Raw genomic sequence first — 22,496 nt, forward strand, 5'->3', positions numbered from 1 at the left:
CAGCACGTCAAACCGCAAGGCCGGTGCAATACCGCCCTTCATGTTTCCGTTCAACGCCCGACAGAAGTCACTGGTTTCATAGCGTTGCCAGCTTTGCCCCAAACGCGCAAGCGGGATGGCGCGCATCCGCTCGGCCGTGGGCAAGAAAAGGCCCGCCCCGGACGAACCGGGGCGGGCAAGGATCGATCGGGTCGGGCCGATCAGCTGTTGCGGTTCAGTGCCGCACCCAGGATGTCGCCCAGGGACGCGCCCGAATCCGAGCTGCCATAGGTGTCGATGGCTTCCTTTTCCTCGGCAATCTCGCGGGCCTTGATCGACAGGCCAAGACGGCGGGTCTTGGTGTCGACGTTGGTCACGCGGGCATCGACCTTGTCGCCGACGCTGAAACGCTCGGGGCGCTGGTCGGCACGGTCGCGGGCTAGGTCGCTGCGGCGGATGAACGACTTGACGCCGTTGTACTCGACCTCGATGCCACCCTCTTCGATCGCGGTGACTTCGGCGGTGACGATGGTGCCACGCTTCACGCCATCAACGGCCTCGGCCATGTTCTCGTTTTCCAACGACTTGATGGACAGGCTGATGCGCTCCTTCTCGACGTCCACGTCCTGGACGACCGCCTTGACGACGTCACCCTTGCGGAAGTCCTGGATCGCGTCTTCGCCGCGGGCATCCCAGCTGATGTCCGACAGGTGGACCATGCCGTCGATGTCGCCTTCCAGGCCGATGAACAGACCGAACTCGGTGATGTTCTTGACCTCGCCCTCGATGACGGTGCCGGTCGGATGGGTTTCGGCGAACACTTCCCACGGGTTGCGCATCGTCTGCTTCAGGCCCAGGGACACGCGGCGCTTGGCCTCGTCGATCTCCAGAACCATCACTTCGACTTCCTGCGAGGTCGAGACGATCTTGCCCGGGTGGACGTTCTTCTTGGTCCAGCTCATTTCCGAAACGTGGACCAGACCCTCGACACCGGCTTCCAGCTCCACGAAGGCGCCGTAATCGGTGATGTTGGTCACGCGGCCCTGGTGGACCGACTCGATCGGGAACTTGTCGGCGACCGTATCCCACGGATCGGCCTGCAGCTGCTTCATGCCCAGGCTGATGCGGTGGCTGTCCTTGTTGATCTTGATGACCTGGACCTTGACGGTCTCGCCGATCGCCAGGATCTCGGACGGGTGGTTGACGCGACGCCAGGCCATGTCGGTGACGTGCAGCAGGCCGTCGACGCCGCCCAGGTCAACGAAGGCACCGTATTCGGTGATGTTCTTGACCACGCCGTCGATCGACTGACCTTCGGTCAGGTTCGCGATGACTTCGGCGCGCTGTTCGGCGCGGCTCTCTTCCAGGATGGCGCGGCGCGACACGACGATGTTGCCGCGGCGACGGTCCATCTTCAGGATCTGGAACGGCTGCTTCAGACCCATCAGCGGGCCGGCATCGCGCACGGGGCGCACATCGACCTGCGAACCGGGCAGGAAGGCGACGGCACCGCCCAGGTCGACCGTGAAGCCGCCCTTGACGCGACCGAAGATGGCGCCTTCGACGCGCTCTTCGCTTTCGTAGGCCTTCTCCAGACGATCCCAGGCTTCCTCGCGGCGGGCCTTCTCACGGCTGATCGACGCTTCGCCGCGGGCGTTCTCGACGCGGTCCAGATAGACCTCGACCTCGTCGCCGACCTTGATGCTGGGCTCTTCGCCGGGATTGGCAAATTCCTTCAGATCGACGCGGCCTTCCATCTTGTAGCCGACGTCGATGATGGCCTGGCCTGCCTCGATGGCAATGACGCGGCCTTTGACAACGCTGCCCTCGTCGGGGGTGTCAATCTCGAGGCTTTCATTCAGAAGGGCCTCGAACTCCTCCATGGTCGCTTTAGCGCACATACGTATTCAGTATCCTTTGTGTCTGTTTTCCGGCCTGACGGTTGGCTCCGCCGGTCTTTATGGTGCCGTTGGGGCAACGCCAAAGGGTCGCGGCATGACGCCCGACCCGTTGGAATGCGGTCTGTTCTGACCATGTCGCCCGTGTGACTGCGGCCCCAATACCCGTGTTTGACGCCAATTTCAACGCCTAAACGCGTCTCCACACGCCCGACGCGCGGCTGTAATCCGCGATCTCGGGGGCGCCGAAATCGCCCGCGTCCATCGGCGCGACATGCCGCTCCAGCCGCAGGTCCGGGCCGTCGATCTCCAGCAGCACGAACTCGTTCTGCCCGTCGGTGATGCGCGCACACAGCGCCGTGCCGGTCTGGATCTGCAGCACGCGCGGATGGCGGCCCGTCGCCAGCAACGCGTCCGTCGCCCAACGGTGCAGATGCCCCGACAGGACCACCTGCACCCCCGACGCCTCAAGCCGGTACAGCGCCTCGGACGCGCGCCGTGCCAGCGCCTTGTCGACGCGCGGCAGCTGTTGCAGCGGGTGATGCAGCGCCACGATATTGGTGCCCATCGCGTCGACATTGCCGATGACGCGGCCGATCTCGCCCTCGCGGATCTTGCCGCGCTGCCAGGCATAGGGATCGGCGCTGTTCAGCGCCATGACCCGCACGTCGCCCGCCCGCCCCACCGGTGTCAGCACGGGACCGAAATGCCGCCGGAACCCCGCAAAGGGCCAGAACATCCGCGCCACAAGGTTCCATGCCGGTACGTCGTGATTGCCCGGCATGCACATCAAGGGCGCCTCGATGCGGTCAAGAAAGGCGCGTGCCTGCCGCATCTGCGGGGGCAGCGCGCGGTGCGTGATGTCGCCGCCGATGACCACCAGGTCGGGGCGCAGCGCCGCGATCCGCGCCAGCAGCGGCTCCTCCAACGCGGCACGGTGAAATCCGAAATGCAGGTCGGTCAGATGAAGGATGCGCGTCACCGGTGGTCAGCCCTTCGGCTGCTCGGTCTTGCTGACCCCGTCGCGGGGCAGCAGAACCTTGAGCCCGTCATGGCGCACCTTCAGCCGGAAGGGGCTCTCCAACGCGGTCTTCTCGCCGTCATGGGCGATCAGCTGGCGCCGCTTGGGCGTCTCGATGGTCAGCTCGTCCGTCAGGATCAGGTCGAAGTCGTCGTTCTTGGCGCTCTTGCCCATCGCCATGCGCAGGGCGGACCGCATCAACGGCAGGGGGTGCTTCGCCTTGGCGATCAGCACCGCGAATTCGCCGCGCCGGATCTCCTCCGCCCCCTCCAGCCCAAAGCTGTCCAACTGATAGGCGCTGCGCGCGACAAAGACCAAGGCACTGGTATAGCGGCTCTCCTGCCCGTCGACGCGGGCGACAAGCTGCATCGGGCGCCGCAGGCGCCGCAGCGCCACCAGCACCGACCAATAGGCCGCCATCCGCGACCGCCCCCACCGCTTGTAGATCCCCTCGCGCGTCTTCAGGATCTGCGGATAGGCGCCCAGACTGACATTGTTCAGAAAGATCAGCCCGTTGACGTCGCCGACATCGACCGCCTCGACCCGGGCGTCCAAAATCGTGTCCAGCGCCTCCTCGACGGTCTCTCCGACGCCCAGGTCGCGGGCAAAATAATTGAACGTCCCGCCCGGCAGGACGCCCATCACGACGTCACGATCAACCAGCGCACCGGCCACCGCCGATTGCGTGCCGTCGCCACCCGCGGCGATCACCAGATCGAACCCCTCGGTCGCGACCTTGCGCGCCAGCGCGGGCAGGTCGCTCCCCTTCCGGCTCTCGCGCAGCGCGAAACTGCCGCAGGCCGGAGCGAGCCGTTCGTTCAGCATGTCGCGCAGTTCGACATGCTTCTTCTTGCCCGATCCGCGGTTCATCACGACACAGACCTTGGCACCGGCCAGGTCGAACCCATCGGTCTTGTGCTGCATCGTTGGACTGTCCCCGGCCGTGATTGTCATCTGCTGGGCACCGAACACGCGACCCCGCCGCAGGGTTGCATCTACAGCAGCCGGGCCGCCGCCTCGGCCGACGGTTTCAGCCCCTGCCCGCCGCCGCCGACAAAGGCGATCAGCTGTTCGCGCATCCGCGGCTCCCAGAAATCGCGCAGATGGGCGGCGATCTTTTCGGGTGCTGCGCCGCCGGGCTGGGTGTCAAAGAAACCGGCGATTTGGTTGACCATCAGGACCATCTTGTCAGGCGACATCGGACACCTCGGCGCGCAGCCGTTCGGGGTGGGAAAACAGATCAAAGCCCTCGCCGCGGGCAAAGGCCGCCAGGGTGATGCCCGCGCCCTGCGCCAGCCGCAGCGCATGGGCGGTAGGGGCGGACACGGCGATCAGCACCGCGCCCCCGGCCAAGGCGCATTTCTGCACCATCTCGACGGACACGCGGCTGGTCAGCACAAAGGCGCCCTGCCCCGCATCCATGCCCTGCCGCGCCATCGCGCCGATCAGCTTGTCCAAGGCGTTGTGGCGGCCCACATCCTCGCGCGCCAGCACGATCCCCCGTCCGGGGATCATGAAGCCCGCCGCATGGACCGCACGGGTCCGGTCATGCAATGGCTGCCAGCCGCGCAGATCGTCAGTCGCCCGCGCAATCTGGCTCGCATCCAGCACCGGCCCAGCGCCCGACAGGTCGGGCAGCGCGCGCACCGCCTCCTCAAGGCTGTCGATCCCGCACAGCCCGCAGCCCACCGGCCCCGCCATGAAGCGGCGCCGCGCCGCCAGCGCGTCGGTGCGGTCATCCGCGATCCACATCTGCGCCTCGACGCCGCGGGGATGGGCCAGAACCTCCAGCCGCTCGATCTGGGCCGGGTCGGTCACGATCCCCTCGGTCAGGGAAAAGCCCACCGCGAAATCCTCCAGATCCGCGGGCGTCGCCATCATGACGGCCTGGGTCGATCCGCCATAGACCATCGCCACGGCCGTCTCCTCCGGCAGGGTCCGGGTGACATCCGCGCGGCTGGCCGCGCGGACATGGGTGGCGGGGGCTTGGGTCGTGGGGTCGGGCAGGTTCATCGTCACTCCGCGGCTGACAGGATCCGCCGCGACCTTTCGGCCTGTGCAGTATAGCGCTCCTGCCAGTCCGACGGACCGTTCGAGGGGCTGACCTGCACCGCGGTGACCTTGTATTCCGGGCAATTCGTCGCCCAGTCCGAAAAATCGGTCGTCACCACGTTAGCCTGCGTCGCCGGATGGTGGAAGGTCGTATAGACCACCCCCGGCGACACCCGTTCGGTCAGCGTCACCATCAGCGTGGTTTCCCCCGCCCGGCTGGCCAGCCGGACCCAGTCGCCGTCGCGGATGCCGCGGGTTTCGGCGTCATGCGGATGGATCTCCAGCACGTCCTGGCCGTGCCAGGCGGTGTTCTCGGTCCGCCGGGTCTGCGCGCCCACATTGTACTGCGACAGGATGCGACCGGTGGTCAGCAACAGCGGGAACCGCGGTCCGGTGCGTTCGTCGGTCGGGATGTATTCGGTGATCACGAAATGCCCGCGCCCCGACTGGAACCCGTCGACATGCATCAGCGGCGTGCCCGTGGGCGCGGCCTCGTTACAGGGCCACTGCACCGAGCCCAGCTCCTCCAGCCGCTCATAGCTGACGCCCGCAAAGCTGGGCGTGGTCGCGGCGATCTCGTCCATGATCTGGGACGGGTGGGTGTAATGCCAGCCCGCCCCCATCGCGTTGGCCAGCATCTGGGTAATCTCCCAGTCCTCATAGCCGTTGCGGGGCGCCATGACCTTGCGCACGCGGTTGATGCGGCGTTCGGCATTGGTGAAGGTCCCGTCCTTCTCCAGGAAGGACGACCCGGGCAGAAAGACATGGGCATAGTTCGCCGTCTCGTTCAGGAACAGGTCGTGGACGATCACGCATTCCATCGCGGCAAGGCCCGCCGCCACGTGATGCGTGTCGGGATCGGATTGCAGGATGTCCTCCCCCTGGCAGTAGAGACCCTTGAAGGTCCCCTCGACCGCGGCATCCAGCATGTTGGGAATGCGCAGGCCCGGCTCGGGGTCGATCTGGACCCCCCAGGCGTTCTCGAAGATCGCGCGCACGTCGGGCATCTTGACGTGGCGGTATCCCGGCAGCTCGTGCGGGAACGACCCCATGTCGCAGGCGCCCTGCACGTTGTTCTGACCGCGCAGCGGGTTCACGCCCACGCCGGGCCGCCCGATATTGCCGGTCAGCATCGCAAGGTTCGCGATCGCCATCACGGTCGTCGACCCCTGGCTGTGCTCGGTTACGCCCAGCCCGTAATAGATCGCGCCATTGCCACCCGTCGCGAACAGCCGCGCGGCGGCGCGCAGCTCTGCGGCGGGCACGCCGGTCAGCGTTTCGGTCGCCTCGGGGGCGTGGCGGGGATCGGTGATGAACTCGGCGTAATGCTGGAACTCGTCCCAATCACAGCGGTCGCGGATATAGGCCTCGTCCATCAGCCCCTCGGTCACGATCACATGTGCCATGGCGCTGATGACGGCGACGTTGGTTCCGGGGCGCAGCGGCAGGTGATGGAATGCCTCGACATGCGCGGACCGCACGATGTCGGTGCGGCGCGGATCGACGACGATCAGCTTGGCCCCCTGGCGCAGGCGCTTCTTCAGGCGGCTGGCAAAGACCGGATGGCCGTCCGTCGGGTTGGCCCCGATGATCAGCACCACGTCGGTCTGTTCCACAGAATCGAAATCCTGTGTCCCGGCCGAGGTGCCGAAGGTCTTGCCTAGCCCATACCCCGTGGGCGAATGGCACACCCGCGCGCAGGTGTCGGTGTTGTTGTTCAGGAACACAGCACGGGTCAGCTTCTGGACCAGATAGGTCTCCTCGTTGGTGCAGCGGCTGGAGGTGATGACCCCCACCGACCGCCGCCCATGCCGTTCTTGGATCCCGCGCATCCGGTCGGCGGCAAAGGCCAGCGCCTCGTCCCAGGCGACCTCGCGCCACGGGTCCTCGATCCGCTCGCGGATCATCGGTTTAAGGATGCGGTCCTGGTGGGCGGCATAGCCATAGGCGAACCGCCCCTTGACGCAGCTGTGCCCGCGGTTCGCCTTGCCGTGCTTGTAGGGCACCATGCGCACCAGCTGGTCGCCGTTCATCTCGGCCTTGAAGCTGCAGCCGACGCCGCAATAGGCGCAGGTGGTGATGACCGACCGCGTGGGCGTGCCCAGTTCGGCCACCGACTTCTCCTGCAGGGTCGCGGTCGGGCAGGCCTGCACGCAGGCACCGCAGCTGACGCAATCGCTGGAGAAGAAATCGTCGGCGCTGGTCCCGGCGCTGACGCGGCTGTCAAAGCCCCGGCCCTCGATGGTCAGGGCGAACGTCCCCTGCACCTCGTCGCAGGCCCGCACGCAGCGCGAACAGACGATGCACTTGCTGGGATCATAGGTGAAATAGGGGTTGGAGTTGTCCTTGGGAATGAACTGCGGGTTGTCATGCCCCCCGCGCAGCCGGGCCTCGGCCTGCGACCGCGCGCCCGTTCCCGACGGATCGAAATGGTTGTCGCCCGGCGCATAGCGGACGTCGCGCAGGCCCACCTGCCCGGCCGTGTCCTGCAACTCGCAAGCGCCATTGGCCGAACAGGTCAGGCAATCCAGTGGGTGGTCGCTGATATACAGCTCCATCACGCCCTTGCGCAGCTTGCGGATCTTGGCCGACTGCGTGTGAACCACCATCCCCTCCGCCACGGGGGTCGTGCAGGATGCGGGCGTGCCGCGCCGCCCCTCGATCTCGACCACGCACAGGCGGCACGACCCGAAGGCCTCCATGTTGTCGCTGGCGCACAGCTTGGGGATCTGCACGTCGGCCATCATGGCAGCGCGCATCACCGACGTTCCCTCGGGCACGATCACCGCGATGCCGTCGATGGTCAGGGCGACCGGGGCGCCGCTGCGCGCAGGCGTGCCCATGTCGCGGTCGTCGCCGGGCGCGAATTCCGGGATGATGAAGTCTTTCATTCCGCGGCCTCCTTATGGGTGGCGAAATCGTCGGGAAATTGCGTCAGCGCGGACATGACCGGATAGGGCGTGAAGCCGCCCAGGGCGCACAGCGACCCGTCCTTCATCGTCTCGCACAGATCGGTCAGCAGGGCGGCAGCACCCGGATCGCCCGCGGCGATGCGGTCGATCGTCTCGACCCCGCGCACGGCGCCGATCCGGCAGGGCGTGCACTTGCCGCAGGATTCGACGGCGCAGAACTCCATCGCGAAACGCGCCATCTGCAGCATGTCGGCGCTGTCGTCGAACACGACCAGACCGGCATGGCCGATCAGCCCGCCCGCGGCATCGAAATCCTCGTATCCCATCGGCGTGTCGAACTTGCTGACGGGCATATAGGCGCCCAGCGGCCCGCCGACCTGCACGGCCTTGACCGGACGCCCGGTCGCGGTGCCGCCGCCGATGTCGTTGACGACCTCGCCCAGCGACATCCCGAAGGCGGTCTCGAACAGGCCGCCGCGCGCGACGTTGCCGGCGATCTGCAGGGTCACGGTGCCCCGCGACCGCCCCAGCCCGAAATCGGCATAGGCCTGCGCGCCCCGTTCGAAGATCACCGGGACGGTGGCCAGGCTGATGACGTTGTTGACGACCGTGGGCTTGCCCAGGAACCCTTCCAGCGCGGGCAGCGGGGGCTTGGCGCGCACCGTGCCGCGCTTGCCCTCCAGGCTGTTCAGCAGGCTGGTCTCCTCTCCGCAGACATAGGCGCCGGCGCCGACCCGCACCTGCATGTCGAAGGCCCGCCCCGAGCCCAGCACATCCGCACCCAGCATGCCGCGCTGGCGGGCGATGACGACCGCGCGTTCCAGCACGTCAATCGCCACGGGGTATTCCGACCGCATGTAGACATAGCCGCGCGTCGCCCCGACCCCCAGGGCGGCGATCGCCATCCCCTCGATCAGGGTGAAGGGATCACCCTCCATGATCATCCGGTCGGCGAAGGTGCCGCTGTCGCCCTCGTCGGCATTGCAGACGATATATTTCTGATCGGCGACCGCATCGGCCACGGTCTTCCACTTGATACCGGTCGGAAAGCCCGCGCCGCCGCGCCCGCGCAGCCCGCTGGCCGTGACCTCGGCCACGATGGCCGCGCCCTCCATGCCGATCGCGCGGCGCAGCCCCGCCAGACCGCCATGGCGTTCGTAGTCGTCCAGGTCCAGCGGGTCGATCAGCCCGCAGCGCGCGAATGTCAGCCGCGTCTGGCGCGCGAAGAAGGGAATGTCCTCGACCCGGCCAAGGCAGGGCAACGTGCCATCCAGCAGCGCGCCCACATCGGCGGGCGTCACCGGGCCATAGGCCAGACGCCGGCCGTCGGCCTCGATCTCGACCAGGGGCTCCAGCCAGACCATGCCGCGCGACCCGTTGCGCACGACCTGGGCATCCAGACCCCGCGCGGCGATCTGCTGCGACAGGGCGTCGGCGACGGCATCGGCACCCAGCGCCTTGGCGGCACTGTCCAGGGGAACAAAGATCCTCATCGTGCGGCCTCCAGCGCGGTGACCAGCCGGTCGCCGTCGACCCGCCCCATCAGCTGCCCGTCCAGCATCGCGGCCGGACCGCAGGCGCACAGGCCCAGGCAATAGACCGGCTCGACCGTCACGGCCCCATCGGCGGTGGTCCCGTGCCAGTCCACGCCCAGCCGGTCCAGAACGCCCGCGGCCATCGCGGCGCCGCCCATCGACTGGCAGGCCTCGGCGCGGCAGATCTTCAGGATGTGACGCCCGGCGGGATGGTCGCGGAAATCGTGATAGAAGCTGATGACGCCATGCACCTCGGCCCGGCCCAGGTTCAGCACGTCGGCCAGCACCGGCACGGCGGCCTGCGGCACATGCCCCCATTCCGCCTGGATCGCATGCAGCATCGGCAGCAGCGGCCCCTCCAGCGCAGTCAGGGGGGTGACGACATCGCGGATCTCGTCCGCGGTCGGGGCTGGCGCGTCGTTCAGCATGGCTGGCCTTTCAGATATCCGTTCCCCAGAAGACAGCGGGGATCATCTGAAATCAATATCGCAGTTCCGTTGAACGATAGAGAGTTTCTATCAAACCATGCGCCGCGCCTCGCTCAGCAGCGCCTCCAGAACCGGCGTGTGCGGCTCTCTCCAAGGGGCGATCAGGCCCACGGCGTGGCCCGGTGCCGATCCCTCCAGCGCAATCAGGCGCAAGGGTTTGCCCTGCGTCAGGAAACCGGCGATATCCTCGGGCAGGATGGTCAGCCAGCCACCCGCCATCACATGCGACACCAGCACCACGGTCGAATTCGATTCCACCGTGGCCTGCGGCACCACGCCTGCGGCAGTCAAGGTGCGGTTGATGATGCGGCGGTTCTGCATGTCCTGGGACAGAAGGCACAGCCGCTGACCGTCCAGATCAGACCACGCGACCTGCGCCTGCGCCGCCAGCGGATGATCCTGATGTGCGACCAGCAGATAGCGTTCGTCGTACAGCGGTACACTGCTGACCCGGCCCAGCGGTTCGTTGTCCAGATACGAGATGCCGGCATCCACCTCCAGGTCGTCGATCATCTGCAGGATTTCGGCCGAGGTGCGCGACAGGATGGTGAAGCCCACGTTCGGATGCGCCGCCCCGAACCGGGCGCTGATCCGCGCGGCCCAGGTCAGCGCGGTGGGGATGACCGCGATGCGCAGCCGGCCCGACAGGCCGTGGCGGACGGCCCGCATCTCGTCGCGCAGCTGGCGGGTGTCGCCCACGATGCGCCGCGCCCAGACCAGGGCCTGCTGCCCCTCGGGCGTCAGCCCGCCATAGCGCGATCCGCGAAAGATCAGCAGGACGCCCAGGCTCTCCTCCAGCTGCTTGATCCCGGCGGACAGCGTGGGCTGGGTCACGCCGATGGTCGCGGCGGCGCGGCCAAAATGGCCCTCCTTGGCCACGGCCAGGAACATCTCCAGCTTGTCGATCATGCGCGGTCCCCCTTTGGCTGCCATCAGGCGCCTCCGTGTGGGCGCGGTCAAGGACTTGCCGCGCGGGCCGTCGCGGGTCAGGGTCGGGGCATGACAGATATCTTACTGATCCACGGGGCATGGCACGGCGGCTGGTGCTGGGACCGGACCGCGGCCCTGCTGCGGGCGCAAGGCTGGCGCGTGGCCTGTCCCGATGTGGCGGGCGACACCCTGGCCGCCTGCGCCGCGGCCCTGCCCTGGGCGCCCGTGGTCGTGGGTCATTCCCTGGGCGGCATGCTGGCCGAGGCGATGGACCCGGCACCGCGGGTGCTGATCCACCTGTGTTCCTATCTACCGCTGCCGGGCGACAGCGTGGCGTCGCTGGACCGGCTGATCCCCGCGCCGCCCCGGAACTGGCCGCGCGACGACCTGGGGCGGCTGGTTCTGCCGCCGGACGCCGCGCGGGCGATGCTGTATGACGATTGCCGCGACGCCGATCTGTCCCGCCTGCGGGCCCAGCCGGTCGGCCCGCTGCGCGACCGGCTGCCCGGACCGCGCAAGCAGACCACCCGCCACTATGTCCTGTGCGACCGGGACCGCGCCATCCTGCCTGCCGCGCAGCGCGCGATGCTGGACCGCGCGCCGGTCGATCACCTGCACCACCGGCCCTGGGGGCATTCGCCCTTCCAGTCCGACCCGCAGGCTCTGGCCGACCTGATCGATACGATCGCGCGCTAGGGTGCGGGAACGGCCACCACCGCCAGGCAGTCGCCGGTCTGCACCAGCCCCGGAAAGTGCCGCGCAGCCAGCAGGCCGGGGCGGTTCGCGCAGACCGTCACGGGCGCGACGCCGGTGCGGTCCACGGGCCAGATGCAGGCCAGCGGCTGCCCCTCGGCCACGTCCTGACCCAGATCGACCAGGGGATGCAGCAGCCCGCCCTGGGGCGCGAAGTGGAAGCAGGCATCGTCGGGCATGTCCAGCATGCGGCTGTCGTCCACCCCCTCGACCGGGCCGGACAGGATGCCCGCGTGGCGCAGTACGTTGCGCGCCCCGCGCAGCGCGATGGACACGGTCGCCGCAGTGGCCGTGCCACCGCCGCCCAGTTCCGTGGTGACGAAGACCTTGCCCTGCTGTTCCACGGTCGTGTCGAACATGCCAACCGCGTCGATTTCCCGCATCATCATCGACCAAGGCGTACCGAAGGCCCGCATCGCGGCCACGCAGGCCGCCTGCTGATCCGCGTCGTCCAGGTAATGCGCCGCGGCATAGGGAAGGAAGTCCAGCGTCTTGCCCCCCGAATGGTAATCCAGCACCAGGTCGGCGGCGGGCACCAGGACCGTCGCAAGGTAATCCGCGATCTTCTGTGTGACCGAACCGTCGGGGCGCCCCGGAAAGGCGCGGTTCATGTTCACCCCGTCGATGGGGCTGACCCGCGTGCCCGCCGCGACCGCGGGCGCGTTCATCGCGGGCAGGATGATCACGCGGCCCATCACCTGCGCGGGCTCCAGTTCCCATGCCAGCTGCTGCAGCGCCAGGGGGCCTTCGTATTCGTCGCCGTGATTGCCCCCGGTCAGCAGCGCGGTCGGCCCGTCGCCGCCGCGGATCACCGTCAGCGGGATCATCACGCTGCCCCAGGCGCTGTCGTTGCGGCTGTAGGGCAGGCGCAGAAAGCCGTGATGCTTGCCCGGCGCGTCCAGCGGGATGGTGGGCGTGATCGCGGTCATCCCTTCACCAGCATCCGGCGCGGCAGGGTGCAGAACAGGTCGGGCGCGCCATCGGTGATGATGATCGATTCCGTCGTCTCGTACCCCCAGTCGTCCATCCACAGCCCTGTCATGAAATGAAACGTCATGCCCGGCTTCAGCACGGTCTTGTCGCCCCGGCGCAGCGACATGGTGCGTTCGCCCCAGTCGGGCGGATAGGACAGGCCGATCGGATATCCGGTGCGGTTGTCCTTGACGATGCCGTGGCGGTCCAGCACCCGGAAGAAGGCGTTGGCGACATCCTCGCAGGTGTTGCCGGCGCGGGCGGCCTCCAGCCCTTCGTCCATGCCCTCCAGGACGGCCTTCTCGGCCTCCAGCATGGCGTCGGGGGGCGTGCCCAGAAAGATCGTGCGCGACAGCGGCACGTGATAGCGCTGATAACAGCCGGCAATCTCGAAGAACGTGCCCTCCTCGGGCTTCATCGGCTGGTCGTCCCAGGTCAGGTGCGGCGCGCCCGCATCCGGCCCCGACGGCAGCAGCGGCACGATGGCCGGATAATCGCCGCCATGCCCCGACCATTCGTCATAGCGCAGGCCCGCATCATAGATCTCGGCCACCAGGTCGCATTTGCGCATGCCGACCTCGACCTTGTCGGCGATGCGGCGGTGCATGCGTTCGACGATGCGCGCGGCCTTGCGCATGTATTCCAGCTCCTTCTCGGTCTTGACGGCGCGCTGCCAGTTGACCAGCGACGCGGCATCCGTCAGCCGCGCATCTGGCAGGCCCGCCGCCAGGCAGGCATGGGCCTTGGCCGAATACCAGTAGTTGTCCATCTCGACCCCGATGGTGCCGCGGTTCCAGCCCAGATCGGTCAACCGCGCGGCCAGGTATTCCATCGGGTGACGCTCGGTCGATTGGACGTAATGATCGGGATAGCCGATGATCGCGTCCTCGGGCATCCAGACGGTGCGCAGCGCGCCCTGCGCGTCCTGCCCGCGCCCGAACCAGACGGGCGGGCCCGACGGCCCGACGATCACGCATTGATGGACATAGAACGACCAGCCGTCATAGCCGGTCAGCCAGGCCATGTTGGACGGGTCGCTGACGATCAGCGCGTCCAGGCCCTGGCGCGCCATGCGGGCGCGGGTACCGGCCAGCCGGGCCTCGTATTCCTCGGTCGCGAAACGTTCGGGCGTGCGTTGCAGTTCGGGCATGGGACGGACCTTGCGTCGGGGGGTGAATTACCAGCTGCGGGTGCGAAACAGCGCGCCCGGCCCGCGACCCGGGATGCGCGCGCGGTCCAGCATCGCCCAGAACAGCGCCTGGTTCGAGGTGACGACCGGTTTGCCCAGCAGCCCCTCCAGCGTGTCGATCAGGTCCAGCGCGGGCAGCGCGGTGCAGGACATGAACAGCGCCTGCGCATCGGGGTGGTCGCTGGCCAGCGCCATCTCGGTGATCTCGGTCGGGTTCAGCATGGCCATGTCGCGGTCGTCGGCATGACCCATCGACGACCGGCGGACGACGTCGATGCCATGCGACGCGAAATGATTGCCGACCAGGTCGGTCGTCGCCGCCAGATAGGGCGTCATCAGCGCGACCCGCGCCACCCCCAGCGCCGCGAACGCCCGCAGCGCCGCGCCCGCAGGCGTGGTCACCGGCGCGCGCCCCCCGGCCAGCGCATCCATCGTGTCGCCCAGCACCGCCGCGGCGGAGGTGCAGCCGAAGCCGATGCCCGACAGCGCCACGCCCGGCACCAGCAGATCCACCGCGGCGCGCAGGCGCGGGCCGGTGGCGCGCAGGTTGTCCTCGGTCGTGGGGTTGTCGAAGGCGATGCGCGTGACGTGCAGCCGGGTTCCGGGCGGCATCAGGCTGGCCGCGTCACCCTCGATCGTAAGGTCGGTGGCCAGGGCCACCAGCCCGAACCGGTTCAGATTGTCCTGCATGCGGCTCCCCTTACCCGTCGATAGACAGGTCGCGCAGGAACAACGCGATCTGCGGGAAAAAGATCAGCAGGACCGATACCGTCAGCAGCATGATCACGAAGGGCGGCGTGCCGCGGATGACCTCCCAGTAGGGCCGGCGGAACACCGCGATGGCCGTGAAGATATCGCAGCCGAAGGGCGGCGTGGCGCTGCCGATGGCGACCTGCAGGGTGATGATCGTGCCGACCAGCACCGGGTCCAGCCCCGTCGCCTGCACCACCGGCGCAAAGATCGGCACCAGCACCAGGATCACCACGATCGGGTCCACGAACATGCAGCCGATGAAGAACGCGATGGAGATGGTGAACAGCACGCCATAAGGGCCCATGCCGTCGATGCCGATGCCGGCCAGGATCTCCTGCGGGATCTGGGCGAAGCTGATGACATAGCTGAAGGCCGCGCCGGCGCCGACCAGGATAAACACCACCGCGGTGATCAGCCCGGTCGATTTGGCGGTCGCGAACAGCTGGCGGGGCGACACCTCTCGAAAGACCAGCATCTCCAGCACCAGGGCATAGAGGACGCAGGCGGCCGCCGCCTCGGTCGGAGAGAAGACCCCGCCATAGATGCCGCCGATGATCAGCACCGGAAAGCCCATCGGCCAGATGGCCCGGCGCACGGCGCGCAGCCGGTCGGGCCAGGGCATGCGCGGTTCCGTCGGCACGTCGTGGCGCACCGCATAGACATAGGAGTAGATCGAGAACATCACCAGGATCAGCAACCCCGGCCCGATCCCCGCCAGGAACAGTTCCGCAATCGACGTGCCCGACACGACGCCATAGATGATCATGCCGATCGACGGAGGGATCAGGAAGGCGATGTCGGATGCGTTCACGATCAGCGCAAGCGTAAAGGAATCGCTGTAGCCCGCCTTCAGCAGGCGCGGCCGCATCGGGCCGCCCACCGCAACGACCGTAGCCTGCGTCGACCCCGACACCGCGCCGAACATGGTGCAGGCCCCCGCGGTCGAGATGGCCAGCCCGCCCTTGACGTGGCCCAGAAAGGCCATGACCACGTCGATCAGGCGGCCCGCGGACTGGCCGCGGGTCATGATCTCGGCCGCGAAGATGAACATCGGCACCGCGATCAGGCTGGCGGGCTGGATGCCCGCGATGACCTGCTGGACCAGCGTCTCAAGGTGGCCGATGCCGCCGAAGATCGCGACGAAGCCCACGACCGACGCGACGATCAGCGGAACCATCATCGGAAAGCCCAGCAGCAGCAGCACGATCATCGTGCCCAGGATGGCGGTGGTCATGCGTCGGCGTCCTTCTGCGGCAGGTCGTACCCGTCGCGCACGGCGGTCGACAGCCAGATCTCGGGGTCCCTGAGGTTCTTCAGCGCGGTCAGCGCGTATTGCAGGCCGGTCAGGAAGAAGCCGGCGGGAACCCAGACGATGATCCACCATTGCGGGATGCGCAGCGCGGGCAGAACCCTGCCCCGGCCCGCCTGGCTCATGACATAGGACAGCGCGAACCACGCCAGCACCAGCAGCAGCACCGCCGTCAGCGCCGAAATCGCCACCAGCATCGCCTTGCGCGCCTTGGGCGGCAGCGCGTCGGTGATGGCCGACATGCGGATATGGCGCCCGTGCCGCGCGGCATAGGACATGCCTGCGAAGGTCACCATGACGATCAGGGCCTGGTTGACCTCCTCGGCGAAATAGAGCGAGCGGCCAAAGACGAAGCGGCCGACGACATTGGCGACGGTGTTGAACGCCATCGCCAGCACGCCGATCGCCAGGGCCACGGCCTCCAGCCGGGCGATGGCGCGGTCGGCCACGCCCAGGACGCCGGGCAGACCGGATTCGTACAGCGCATCGTCGATGTCGTCCTGCGCCTGCGTCGCCTCGGCCGCGGCAAGGATGTCCGGGTCGTCCGCCGGGCCTGGGGGCCGGTCACCTTTGGTCTCTGGCGTCATGGCCACCTGTCCATCATCGTTCGCTTAGGCGCCCCGCCCCGCAGGCCGGGACGGGGCACCGGGATCAGCCCTGGGCCGCGGCGGACAGGTCCGCCTTCATCTGGTCCAGAACCTCCTGTGCGCGGGGACCGCCGATCTCCAGGAAGGTCTCCTCGACCTGGGCGGCGGTGTCGCGGAAGGGCGCGCGCTGCTCCTCGGTCAGGGTGGTCACGGTGACCTCGGGGCGGTCGGCGGTGATCTTCTCCAGCGACGCCTCGGTCAGGCCCTGCTGATATTCGATGATGTGGTCGAACGCCGCCTTGGCCGCGTCGCGGACCACCTGCTGGTCCTCGGGGGACAGGCCATCGAAGAACTCCTGGTTGGCCATCAGCGCGGTGGTGAAGTTGTTGTGGCCCAGCCGCGTGATGTGGTCCTGGACCTCGTACATCCGGGTGGATTCGATGAAGAAGGCCGGGTTCTCCTGCGCATCGACGATTCCGGTCTGCAGGCCGCCATAAACCTCGCCCCAAGGCAGCGGCGTCGGCGTGGCGCCGAAGGCCTGATAGCTGCTGACCAGTAGCGGGTTGGTCATCACCCGCACCTTGACTTCGTCGAAATCGGCCGGCGCCGCGATGGGCCGGTTCGAGGTGACCATCACCTCGCCCTCGGGGTACATGCTCAGCAGTTCCAGCCCCTGCTGGGCGTACAGCTCGGGGAAGATCGTGTTGATCGCCTCGGAATTGCGGAAGAAGGCGAACAGCTGGTCGTCATCCTCGGGCAGCAGATAGGGCACGAAGAACACCTGCGCCTCGGGGATCAGCGATCCGGTGAAGCCGGGCGACTGGTTCACGAACTGCAGGATGCCCGACTGGGTCTGTTCCATGATGTTGTCGGATTCGCCTAGCGTGCCGAAGGGGAACAGCTGGACCTCGTGGTCGGAATTGGCCTCGACCTCCTCCTTGAATTTCTGGGCATAGACGCCCTGAACCTCGTCCAGCGCCTCCTCGAAGGCATAGCGCCAGGTGTCGGCCATGGCGGCCCCCGGTCCCAGGATCAGGGCGGTCAGGCTGGCGGTGGCAAGGCGGAATGCGGGGCGGGTGGTGATGGTCATGATACCTCCTGTTGGGGCGGGCCCTGCGCGCGGATCGCACGGGCCCTTCTGCGGCAGGATTCGGACCTTTCGGACCGTTCCGATTGGACCCGATGGTTCGGGACAAGCGGAATCCAAGTCAATTGATGTATTAAATCATGACAATTCTGACCGCGAGAGTCAAACAGGTCGCCCGATTGTCCTGCCCTCAGCCCGGAAGGACTGCCGAGACGATGCGCAGCGCCTGTTCAAGATCGCGCGTCGTGGCCCCGCCCAGCGACACGCGCAGCGCCGGCCCCTGGGGCAGGATCGCAAAGCCCGCGCCGGGCGCCAGCGCGACCTGGTGGGACAGCGCGGTGGCCAGGGCCGCGCCTTCGTCGGTGCCGGGGTCCAGCGGCATCCAGCGGTGCAAACCGTGCAGGAACCCCTGCGCACGCTGGCCCAGGACGCGCACCGCCAGCCGGTTCCTTGCGGCCAGTTCGCTGCGCTGCGCCGCCAGCAGCGCGTCGGCCGTGCCGCCGGTGATCCAGTCATGCGCGATCTCGGCCATCAGGGGCGTGGCCATCCAGGCCATCGACAGGTGCCGGTTCAGCGCGGCCTCTGCCATTTTTTCGGGCATCGCCAGAAAACCCAGGCGCAGGCCAGGCGACAGGCATTTCGACAGGCCCGTGAAATAGAAGCTGCGCTCCGGCGCGAATCCCGACAGGGCGGGCGGGCGGCGCGGCGGCATCGGCCCCGTGGGGTCGCTTTCCAGGATCATCAGCCCGGCCTGGGTCGCGGCGCGGGCCAGGGCCTCGCGCCGGTCTCGGTCCATCACCCGCGCCCGCGGCCCCCCGCCCGAGGGCAGCAGGAACACCGCCTTCATCCGCCCGCCCGCCGCCCGCGCGGCCCGGATCAGCGCGTCGGGGTCCATGCCGTGTTCGTCGTCGGGGATGCCCTGCAGGCGCAGGTGCAGATGCTGGGCCGCGGGCCGCAGCGTGTGGCAGGTGGCGGATTCGGTCGCGATGATGTCACCCGGCAACGCCACGCATTGCAGCGCCACGAACATCGCAGGCGTGGTCCCGTTGGTGATCAGGATCCGCTGCGCCGGGACCACCATCCCGCAGCGCGCCAGCCACGCCGCGGCCATGCCGCCATACAGCGACATCGTCTGGCGCGGGCGAAAGGACAGCATCGCCGGATCGGGCAGACGGTCCGACAGGCGCAGCAACGTCTCGCTCCAGGCCGTGCGGATCTGGGGCAGCGCTACGGGGGTCATCATCGACAGGTCGATCGGCGGGCGGTCGGTGGGCGCGCGGAACCACGGCACCTCGATCGTCTCGCGCGGGCCGGATCGCACGAAGCTGCCGCGCCCGACCTCTCCCGAGATCAGGTCGGCGCGGATCAGCTCCTCGTACGCGCGGCTGACGGTCTGGACGCTGACGCCCAACTGCCAGGCCAGGTCGCGATGCGGCGGCAGGCGCGTGCCGGGCGGCAGGCTGCCCGCGTCGATCGCCGCGGCGATACCCTGGGCCAGGCTGCGATAGGCGGGGCGGGTGATGTCGGTGCGTCTCAGGGGCCAGTGGGACATGGGATGCAGGATCGCCCGCCGCGCGCGGATTGACAAGCGGGCCGCGCGCGGGAACATGCGCGCCATGATCCCGCCCCGCAGCCTGCGCCTGGACGACCGCGACATCGCCATCCTGGCGGTGCTGTCGCGCGAGGGGCGCATCACCAAGACCGACCTGGCCGCCCGCGTGAACCTGTCGCCCACCCCCTGCTGGGACCGGATGCGGCGGCTGGAACAGGCGGGCCTGATCCGGGGATACCGCGCCCAGATCGACCTTGCCGCCCTGGGGCCGCATGTGCAGGTCTTCGTCACGGTCGAGCTGGACCAGCACCGCAGCGAAAGCTTTCAGCGGTTCGAGGCGGTGATCGCGCGCATGGACGCCGTCACCGGCTGCTGGGCGATCGGCGGGGGGTTCGACTATCTGATGTCGGTGATCGCCCCCGACGTGGCCGCGTTCCAGGGGGTCATGGACGGGCTGCTGGACAGCGGCGCAGGGGTGCGGCGCTATTTCAGCTATATCGTGACCAAGCCGGTCAAGGATCAGCCCGCCCTGGGCGCCATGCTGGAACATCATCGGCTTGAGGGCTGAAGTTCAGGGATTTCCTCGGGCAGAACCCATCGGATCAGAGAAATCTTCGGGCCCCACCGCCCTATCCTGCCCCCAGCAGGAACAGGAGCGATGATGCTGACGAATGACGAACTGGCCCGTTGGGACCGCGAGAGCTTTTTCCACCCATCGACCCATCTGGGGCAATTCGCGCGGGGCGAGGCGCCGCAGCGCATCGTCACCGGCGGCGAGGGCTGCCACATCACCGACCGCGACGGCAACCGCCTGCTGGACGCCTTCGCGGGCCTCTATTGCGTGAACGTGGGCTATGGCCGCCCCGAAATCGCGCAGGCCATCGCCGATCAGGCGCATCAGCTGGCCTATTACCACGCCTATGCCGGCCACGGGTCAGAGGCCGCGATCACGCTAGCGCAGATGGTCATGGACCGCGCGCCACAGGGCATGGCGCGGGTCTATTTCGGCCTGTCGGGGTCGGATGCGAACGAGACGAACATCAAGCTGGTCTGGTATTACAACAACATCCTGGGCCGTCCGAAGAAAAAGAAGATCATCAGCCGGTGGCGGGGTTATCACGGGTCGGGCCTGATGACCGGATCGCTGACAGGGTTGCAGCTGTTTCACGCCAAGTTCGACCTGCCGCTGGACCAGGTGATCCATACCGAGGCGCCGTACTATTTCCGCCGCCCCGATGCGGCCATGTCGGAATCGGACTTCGTCGGCCATTGCGTGGCACAGCTGGAGGCGCTGATCGCGGAACACGGCGCCGACACCATCGCGGCCTTCATTGGAGAGCCGGTGCTGGGCACGGGGGGCATCGTGCCGCCGCCCGCGGGTTACTGGCCCGCCATCCAGGAGGTTCTGGACCGCCACGACATCCTGCTGATCGCGGATGAGGTGGTGACGGGTTTTGGCCGGTTGGGAACGATGTTCGGGTCGGACCATTACGGCATGCGCCCCGACCTGATCACCAGCGCCAAGGGCCTGACCAGCGCCTATGCGCCCCTGTCGGCCAGCATCGTGGGGCAGCGCGTCTGGGACGTGCTGGCGCGCGGCACGGACGAGAACGGCGTGATGGGGCATGGCTGGACCTATTCCGCCCATCCCATCGGCGCGGCGGCCGGGGTGGCGAACCTGAAGCTGATCGACAGCCTGGGGCTGGTCGGGAATGCGGGCACCGTCGGCGCCTATCTGAACGACCGGATGCAGGCGGCCCTGGGCGATCACCCCCATGTCGGAGAGGTGCGCGGCGAAGGGATGCTGTGCGCGGTGGAACTGGTCGCGGACCGCGATGCCCGGCGCTTTTTCGACGCGTCCGAGGGCAAGGGCGCCAAGGTCGTGGCAGCGATGCTGAAGCGCGGCGTAATCGCGCGGGCGATGCCGCAGGGCGACATCCTGGGCTTTGCCCCGCCCCTGTGCCTGACGCGCGAGGAGGCCGACCGGATCGTCGCCGTCACGACCGAGGCGGTCGGCGAAGTGTTGGGCTGAATTGCGTCCCGCGACGGCGGGGGGATTTCACATCCCCCCGCACCCCCCTGTGGCGTCGTGCGGCCGCGTCGGTGGCGGAGGGCTGATCTGTTCGGGCAGGTCGATGTCGCGCAAAAGGCCCGGCGCGGGAACCTGTCTGGACGGCGCCAGATCGCGCAGCAGCCGACCCGCGCCCTGATCCCCGGTGAGCTGCGCCAGCCGGGGCAGCCAGTCGCGCGGAAAGCAGGCGGGGGGCAGGGGCGCGATGCCGTCATAGCTGCAGGACGGCAGACCATCCGCGGCCAGGCTGACGATCTGCGTCAGATGCGCCGCAGTGACATCGGGCATGTCGCCCAGCGCGATCAGCAGGCGGTCAGGAGTGCCGGCAGCGGACAGGCCCGCGCGCAGGCTGTCGGACTGCTGACCCTGCGCGATCAGGACGATGCGGAAGCCATCCAGCAACGGTGCCAGTGCGGGATTGGCGATGACGGCGATGCGGTCGTCCAAGGGAGTGGCCCGCATCGCCTGCGCGGCATGCGCCACAAGCGGCATCCCCGAAACCGTCGCCAGCAGCTTGTCCGACGGACCGAAACGGCGCGAGGCGCCAGCCGCCAGCAGCAGACCGGTGCAGGTCACGCTGTCAGCACCTCGTAGGCGGCCAGGATCTGGGTCAGGGCCGAGGCCGCGATCAGGCGCGGATCGCGGGCCGGGCTGACGACGCCGATGGGGCCGGTGATCCGGTCCAGCGCCGCCAGGTCGAACCCCTGTTCGGTCAGTGCCGCCAGCCGTGCCGCCTGCGCCCGCCGCGACCCCAGCGCGCCGATGTAGAACGCCTCTGACCGCAGTGCGCGGGCCAGCGCGGGCAGTTCACGGTCGTGGTCGTGAAACAGCGTCACCACGGCGGTATGGGCATCAGGCGTCGCGTCCTGTCCCATCACGGGCATGTCCATCGCCGCGACGAGGGTGGTCAGGGCCTGCGCCTCGTCCCCCTCTCCGTGGATCTGGAACGCGGGAGGCGGCGGCAGGACCAGGGAAAAGTCGTCGGGGTCGGGATCGCCCGCGCGGCAGGGCGCACCGGTGCGCAGGTTCAGGCACCATCTGCCGGTCCGCCGGCGGATGCGGTCGTCCCAGATGGCGCCCAGCCAGTCGGGGTCGGGCTTATGGATCAGCGCGATCTGCACCGTGCCGCCGCAGGGCAGCGGCAGATCGACAGGGCCACCCACGCCATAGGTCAGCCGCGTCACCGGGCCGGGCGCGTTCAGATGCGCCGCGATGTCCGCATCGATGCACCCCGCGCCAAGACGGCCCACGCGACCGCCATCGGGCCACAGCGCCATCATCGCGCCGGGGCGGCGGGGAAAGCCACCCTTGGCATCGGTCAGCATGGCCAGCGACCCGCCGGGACGGCGCAGCAGCGCCTTGACGGGACAGTCGGCGGTGGCGGTGATGGGGGCGGAAATCGACATGG

21 protein-coding genes are annotated in these 22,496 nt (G+C 68.2%); 3 read left to right on the forward strand and 18 right to left on the reverse strand.

The window, feature by feature from the left end:
* Window positions 1–200: 200 nt before the first annotated feature.
* The 9 genes from rpsA to SY26_RS04215 form a co-directional block, all read right to left on the reverse strand.
* Window positions 201–1,880, reverse strand: a complete 1,680-nt coding sequence (rpsA, locus tag SY26_RS04175; protein WP_084693668.1) for a 30S ribosomal protein S1 — start codon at window positions 1,878–1,880, stop codon at window positions 201–203.
* 187 nt (window positions 1,881–2,067) lie between these two features.
* The gene (locus tag SY26_RS04180) at window positions 2,068–2,859 is read right to left on the reverse strand and encodes a metallophosphoesterase (RefSeq protein WP_045999362.1); all 792 of its coding nucleotides are present in this window, start codon (window positions 2,857–2,859) and stop codon (window positions 2,068–2,070) included.
* Between the two features lie 6 nt (window positions 2,860–2,865).
* Entirely contained in the window at window positions 2,866–3,822 is a 957-nt protein-coding gene (locus tag SY26_RS04185) for a diacylglycerol kinase family protein (protein ID WP_045999363.1), read from the reverse strand.
* Window positions 3,823–3,893: 71 nt separating this feature from the next.
* On the reverse strand, window positions 3,894–4,097 hold the full coding sequence (locus SY26_RS04190; RefSeq protein ID WP_045999364.1) for a formate dehydrogenase subunit delta: 204 nt from the start codon (window positions 4,095–4,097) through the stop codon (window positions 3,894–3,896).
* Window positions 4,087–4,911: a formate dehydrogenase accessory sulfurtransferase FdhD gene (gene fdhD, locus SY26_RS04195; protein WP_084693669.1), complete on the reverse strand. Its 825-nt coding sequence runs from the start codon at window positions 4,909–4,911 to the stop codon at window positions 4,087–4,089. Before fdhD ends, SY26_RS04190 begins: the two co-directional genes overlap by 11 nt.
* 2 nt (window positions 4,912–4,913) lie before the next feature.
* Window positions 4,914–7,841 (reverse strand): formate dehydrogenase subunit alpha, encoded by a 2,928-nt coding sequence (gene fdhF / locus SY26_RS04200; RefSeq protein WP_045999365.1) that lies wholly within the window; start codon window positions 7,839–7,841, stop codon window positions 4,914–4,916.
* Window positions 7,838–9,355, reverse strand: coding sequence for an NADH-quinone oxidoreductase subunit NuoF (locus SY26_RS04205; protein ID WP_045999366.1), 1,518 nt, complete (start codon window positions 9,353–9,355; stop codon window positions 7,838–7,840). The genes fdhF and SY26_RS04205 overlap by 4 nt, the downstream gene beginning before the upstream one ends.
* Entirely contained in the window at window positions 9,352–9,825 is a 474-nt protein-coding gene (locus tag SY26_RS04210; protein WP_045999367.1) for a formate dehydrogenase subunit gamma, read from the reverse strand. Before SY26_RS04210 ends, SY26_RS04205 begins: the two co-directional genes overlap by 4 nt.
* A gap of 90 nt (window positions 9,826–9,915) precedes the next feature.
* Window positions 9,916–10,794 (reverse strand): LysR family transcriptional regulator, encoded by an 879-nt coding sequence (locus SY26_RS04215; protein WP_045999368.1) that lies wholly within the window; start codon window positions 10,792–10,794, stop codon window positions 9,916–9,918.
* A gap of 90 nt (window positions 10,795–10,884) precedes the next feature.
* Here SY26_RS04215 and SY26_RS04220 point away from each other — a divergent pair, with 90 nt between their 5' ends.
* Window positions 10,885–11,511: an alpha/beta hydrolase gene (locus SY26_RS04220; protein WP_045999369.1), complete on the forward strand. Its 627-nt coding sequence runs from the start codon at window positions 10,885–10,887 to the stop codon at window positions 11,509–11,511.
* Here SY26_RS04220 and doeB read toward each other — a convergent pair.
* From doeB to SY26_RS04255, 7 genes are all read right to left on the reverse strand, one after another.
* Window positions 11,508–12,497, reverse strand: a complete 990-nt coding sequence (gene doeB, locus SY26_RS04225; RefSeq protein WP_045999370.1) for a N(2)-acetyl-L-2,4-diaminobutanoate deacetylase DoeB — start codon at window positions 12,495–12,497, stop codon at window positions 11,508–11,510. The two genes, SY26_RS04220 and doeB, sit on opposite strands and share 4 nt — an antisense overlap.
* On the reverse strand, window positions 12,494–13,690 hold the full coding sequence (gene doeA / locus SY26_RS04230) for an ectoine hydrolase DoeA (protein WP_045999371.1): 1,197 nt from the start codon (window positions 13,688–13,690) through the stop codon (window positions 12,494–12,496). The genes doeB and doeA overlap by 4 nt, the downstream gene beginning before the upstream one ends.
* 27 nt (window positions 13,691–13,717) lie before the next feature.
* Window positions 13,718–14,419: an aspartate/glutamate racemase family protein gene (locus SY26_RS04235; protein WP_045999372.1), complete on the reverse strand. Its 702-nt coding sequence runs from the start codon at window positions 14,417–14,419 to the stop codon at window positions 13,718–13,720.
* Window positions 14,420–14,429: 10 nt separating this feature from the next.
* Window positions 14,430–15,716 carry a TRAP transporter large permease gene (locus SY26_RS04240; protein ID WP_045999373.1) on the reverse strand — a complete coding sequence of 429 codons (1,287 nt, stop codon included), beginning with the start codon at window positions 15,714–15,716 and terminating at the stop codon, window positions 14,430–14,432.
* Window positions 15,713–16,378, reverse strand: coding sequence for a TRAP transporter small permease (locus SY26_RS04245; RefSeq protein WP_084693704.1), 666 nt, complete (start codon window positions 16,376–16,378; stop codon window positions 15,713–15,715). Before SY26_RS04245 ends, SY26_RS04240 begins: the two co-directional genes overlap by 4 nt.
* A gap of 64 nt (window positions 16,379–16,442) precedes the next feature.
* Window positions 16,443–17,468, reverse strand: a complete 1,026-nt coding sequence (gene dctP, locus SY26_RS04250) for a TRAP transporter substrate-binding protein DctP (protein ID WP_045999374.1) — start codon at window positions 17,466–17,468, stop codon at window positions 16,443–16,445.
* A 187-nt stretch (window positions 17,469–17,655) separates the two neighbouring features.
* A complete protein-coding gene (locus tag SY26_RS04255; RefSeq protein ID WP_176695007.1) occupies window positions 17,656–19,083 on the reverse strand; it encodes a PLP-dependent aminotransferase family protein in 1,428 nt (475 codons plus the stop codon).
* Between SY26_RS04255 and SY26_RS04260 the strand changes: the two genes are divergently transcribed.
* Complete coding sequence (locus SY26_RS04260; RefSeq protein WP_045999375.1) at window positions 19,082–19,585, forward strand: Lrp/AsnC family transcriptional regulator; 504 nt, start codon at window positions 19,082–19,084, stop codon at window positions 19,583–19,585. The genes SY26_RS04255 and SY26_RS04260 overlap by 2 nt on opposite strands.
* Before the next feature lie 93 nt (window positions 19,586–19,678).
* Complete coding sequence (locus tag SY26_RS04265) at window positions 19,679–21,049, forward strand: aspartate aminotransferase family protein (RefSeq protein WP_045999669.1); 1,371 nt, start codon at window positions 19,679–19,681, stop codon at window positions 21,047–21,049.
* A 27-nt stretch (window positions 21,050–21,076) separates the two neighbouring features.
* On the opposite strand, the gene SY26_RS04270 is transcribed toward SY26_RS04265, so the two are convergent.
* Window positions 21,077–21,664: an NTP transferase domain-containing protein gene (locus SY26_RS04270; protein WP_052715114.1), complete on the reverse strand. Its 588-nt coding sequence runs from the start codon at window positions 21,662–21,664 to the stop codon at window positions 21,077–21,079.
* Window positions 21,661–22,494 (reverse strand): XdhC family protein, encoded by an 834-nt coding sequence (locus SY26_RS04275; protein ID WP_045999376.1) that lies wholly within the window; start codon window positions 22,492–22,494, stop codon window positions 21,661–21,663. Before SY26_RS04275 ends, SY26_RS04270 begins: the two co-directional genes overlap by 4 nt.
* Window positions 22,495–22,496: the final 2 nt, after the last annotated feature.

Source organism: Paracoccus sp. 228, assembly GCF_000967825.1.
In the GTDB taxonomy this organism is placed as follows: Bacteria; Pseudomonadota; Alphaproteobacteria; order Rhodobacterales; family Rhodobacteraceae; genus Paracoccus; species Paracoccus marcusii.

Bases quoted from the DNA above. Each gene is read 5' to 3' on its own strand.
- fdhD (WP_084693669.1), bottom strand. From the start codon at position 4,911: ATGAACCTGCCCGACCCCACGACCCAAGCCCCCGCCACCCATGTCCGC.
- dctP (WP_045999374.1), bottom strand. From the start codon at position 17,468: ATGACCATCACCACCCGCCCCGCATTCCGCCTTGCCACCGCCAGCCTG.
- SY26_RS04275 (WP_045999376.1), bottom strand. From the start codon at position 22,494: ATGTCGATTTCCGCCCCCATCACCGCCACCGCCGACTGTCCCGTCAAG.
- SY26_RS04215 (WP_045999368.1), bottom strand. From the start codon at position 10,794: ATGATCGACAAGCTGGAGATGTTCCTGGCCGTGGCCAAGGAGGGCCAT.
- SY26_RS04190 (WP_045999364.1), bottom strand. From the start codon at position 4,097: ATGTCGCCTGACAAGATGGTCCTGATGGTCAACCAAATCGCCGGTTTC.
- SY26_RS04255 (WP_176695007.1), bottom strand. From the start codon at position 19,083: ATGGCGCGCATGTTCCCGCGCGCGGCCCGCTTGTCAATCCGCGCGCGG.
- fdhF (WP_045999365.1), bottom strand. From the start codon at position 7,841: ATGAAAGACTTCATCATCCCGGAATTCGCGCCCGGCGACGACCGCGAC.
- SY26_RS04235 (WP_045999372.1), bottom strand. From the start codon at position 14,419: ATGCAGGACAATCTGAACCGGTTCGGGCTGGTGGCCCTGGCCACCGAC.
- SY26_RS04185 (WP_045999363.1), bottom strand. From the start codon at position 3,822: ATGCAGCACAAGACCGATGGGTTCGACCTGGCCGGTGCCAAGGTCTGT.
- SY26_RS04260 (WP_045999375.1), top strand. From the start codon at position 19,082: ATGATCCCGCCCCGCAGCCTGCGCCTGGACGACCGCGACATCGCCATC.
- doeB (WP_045999370.1), bottom strand. From the start codon at position 12,497: ATGACCGCGATCACGCCCACCATCCCGCTGGACGCGCCGGGCAAGCAT.
- SY26_RS04265 (WP_045999669.1), top strand. From the start codon at position 19,679: ATGCTGACGAATGACGAACTGGCCCGTTGGGACCGCGAGAGCTTTTTC.
- SY26_RS04220 (WP_045999369.1), top strand. From the start codon at position 10,885: ATGACAGATATCTTACTGATCCACGGGGCATGGCACGGCGGCTGGTGC.
- doeA (WP_045999371.1), bottom strand. From the start codon at position 13,690: ATGCCCGAACTGCAACGCACGCCCGAACGTTTCGCGACCGAGGAATAC.
- SY26_RS04245 (WP_084693704.1), bottom strand. From the start codon at position 16,378: ATGACGCCAGAGACCAAAGGTGACCGGCCCCCAGGCCCGGCGGACGAC.
- SY26_RS04210 (WP_045999367.1), bottom strand. From the start codon at position 9,825: ATGCTGAACGACGCGCCAGCCCCGACCGCGGACGAGATCCGCGATGTC.
- rpsA (WP_084693668.1), bottom strand. From the start codon at position 1,880: ATGTGCGCTAAAGCGACCATGGAGGAGTTCGAGGCCCTTCTGAATGAA.
- SY26_RS04240 (WP_045999373.1), bottom strand. From the start codon at position 15,716: ATGACCACCGCCATCCTGGGCACGATGATCGTGCTGCTGCTGCTGGGC.
- SY26_RS04205 (WP_045999366.1), bottom strand. From the start codon at position 9,355: ATGAGGATCTTTGTTCCCCTGGACAGTGCCGCCAAGGCGCTGGGTGCC.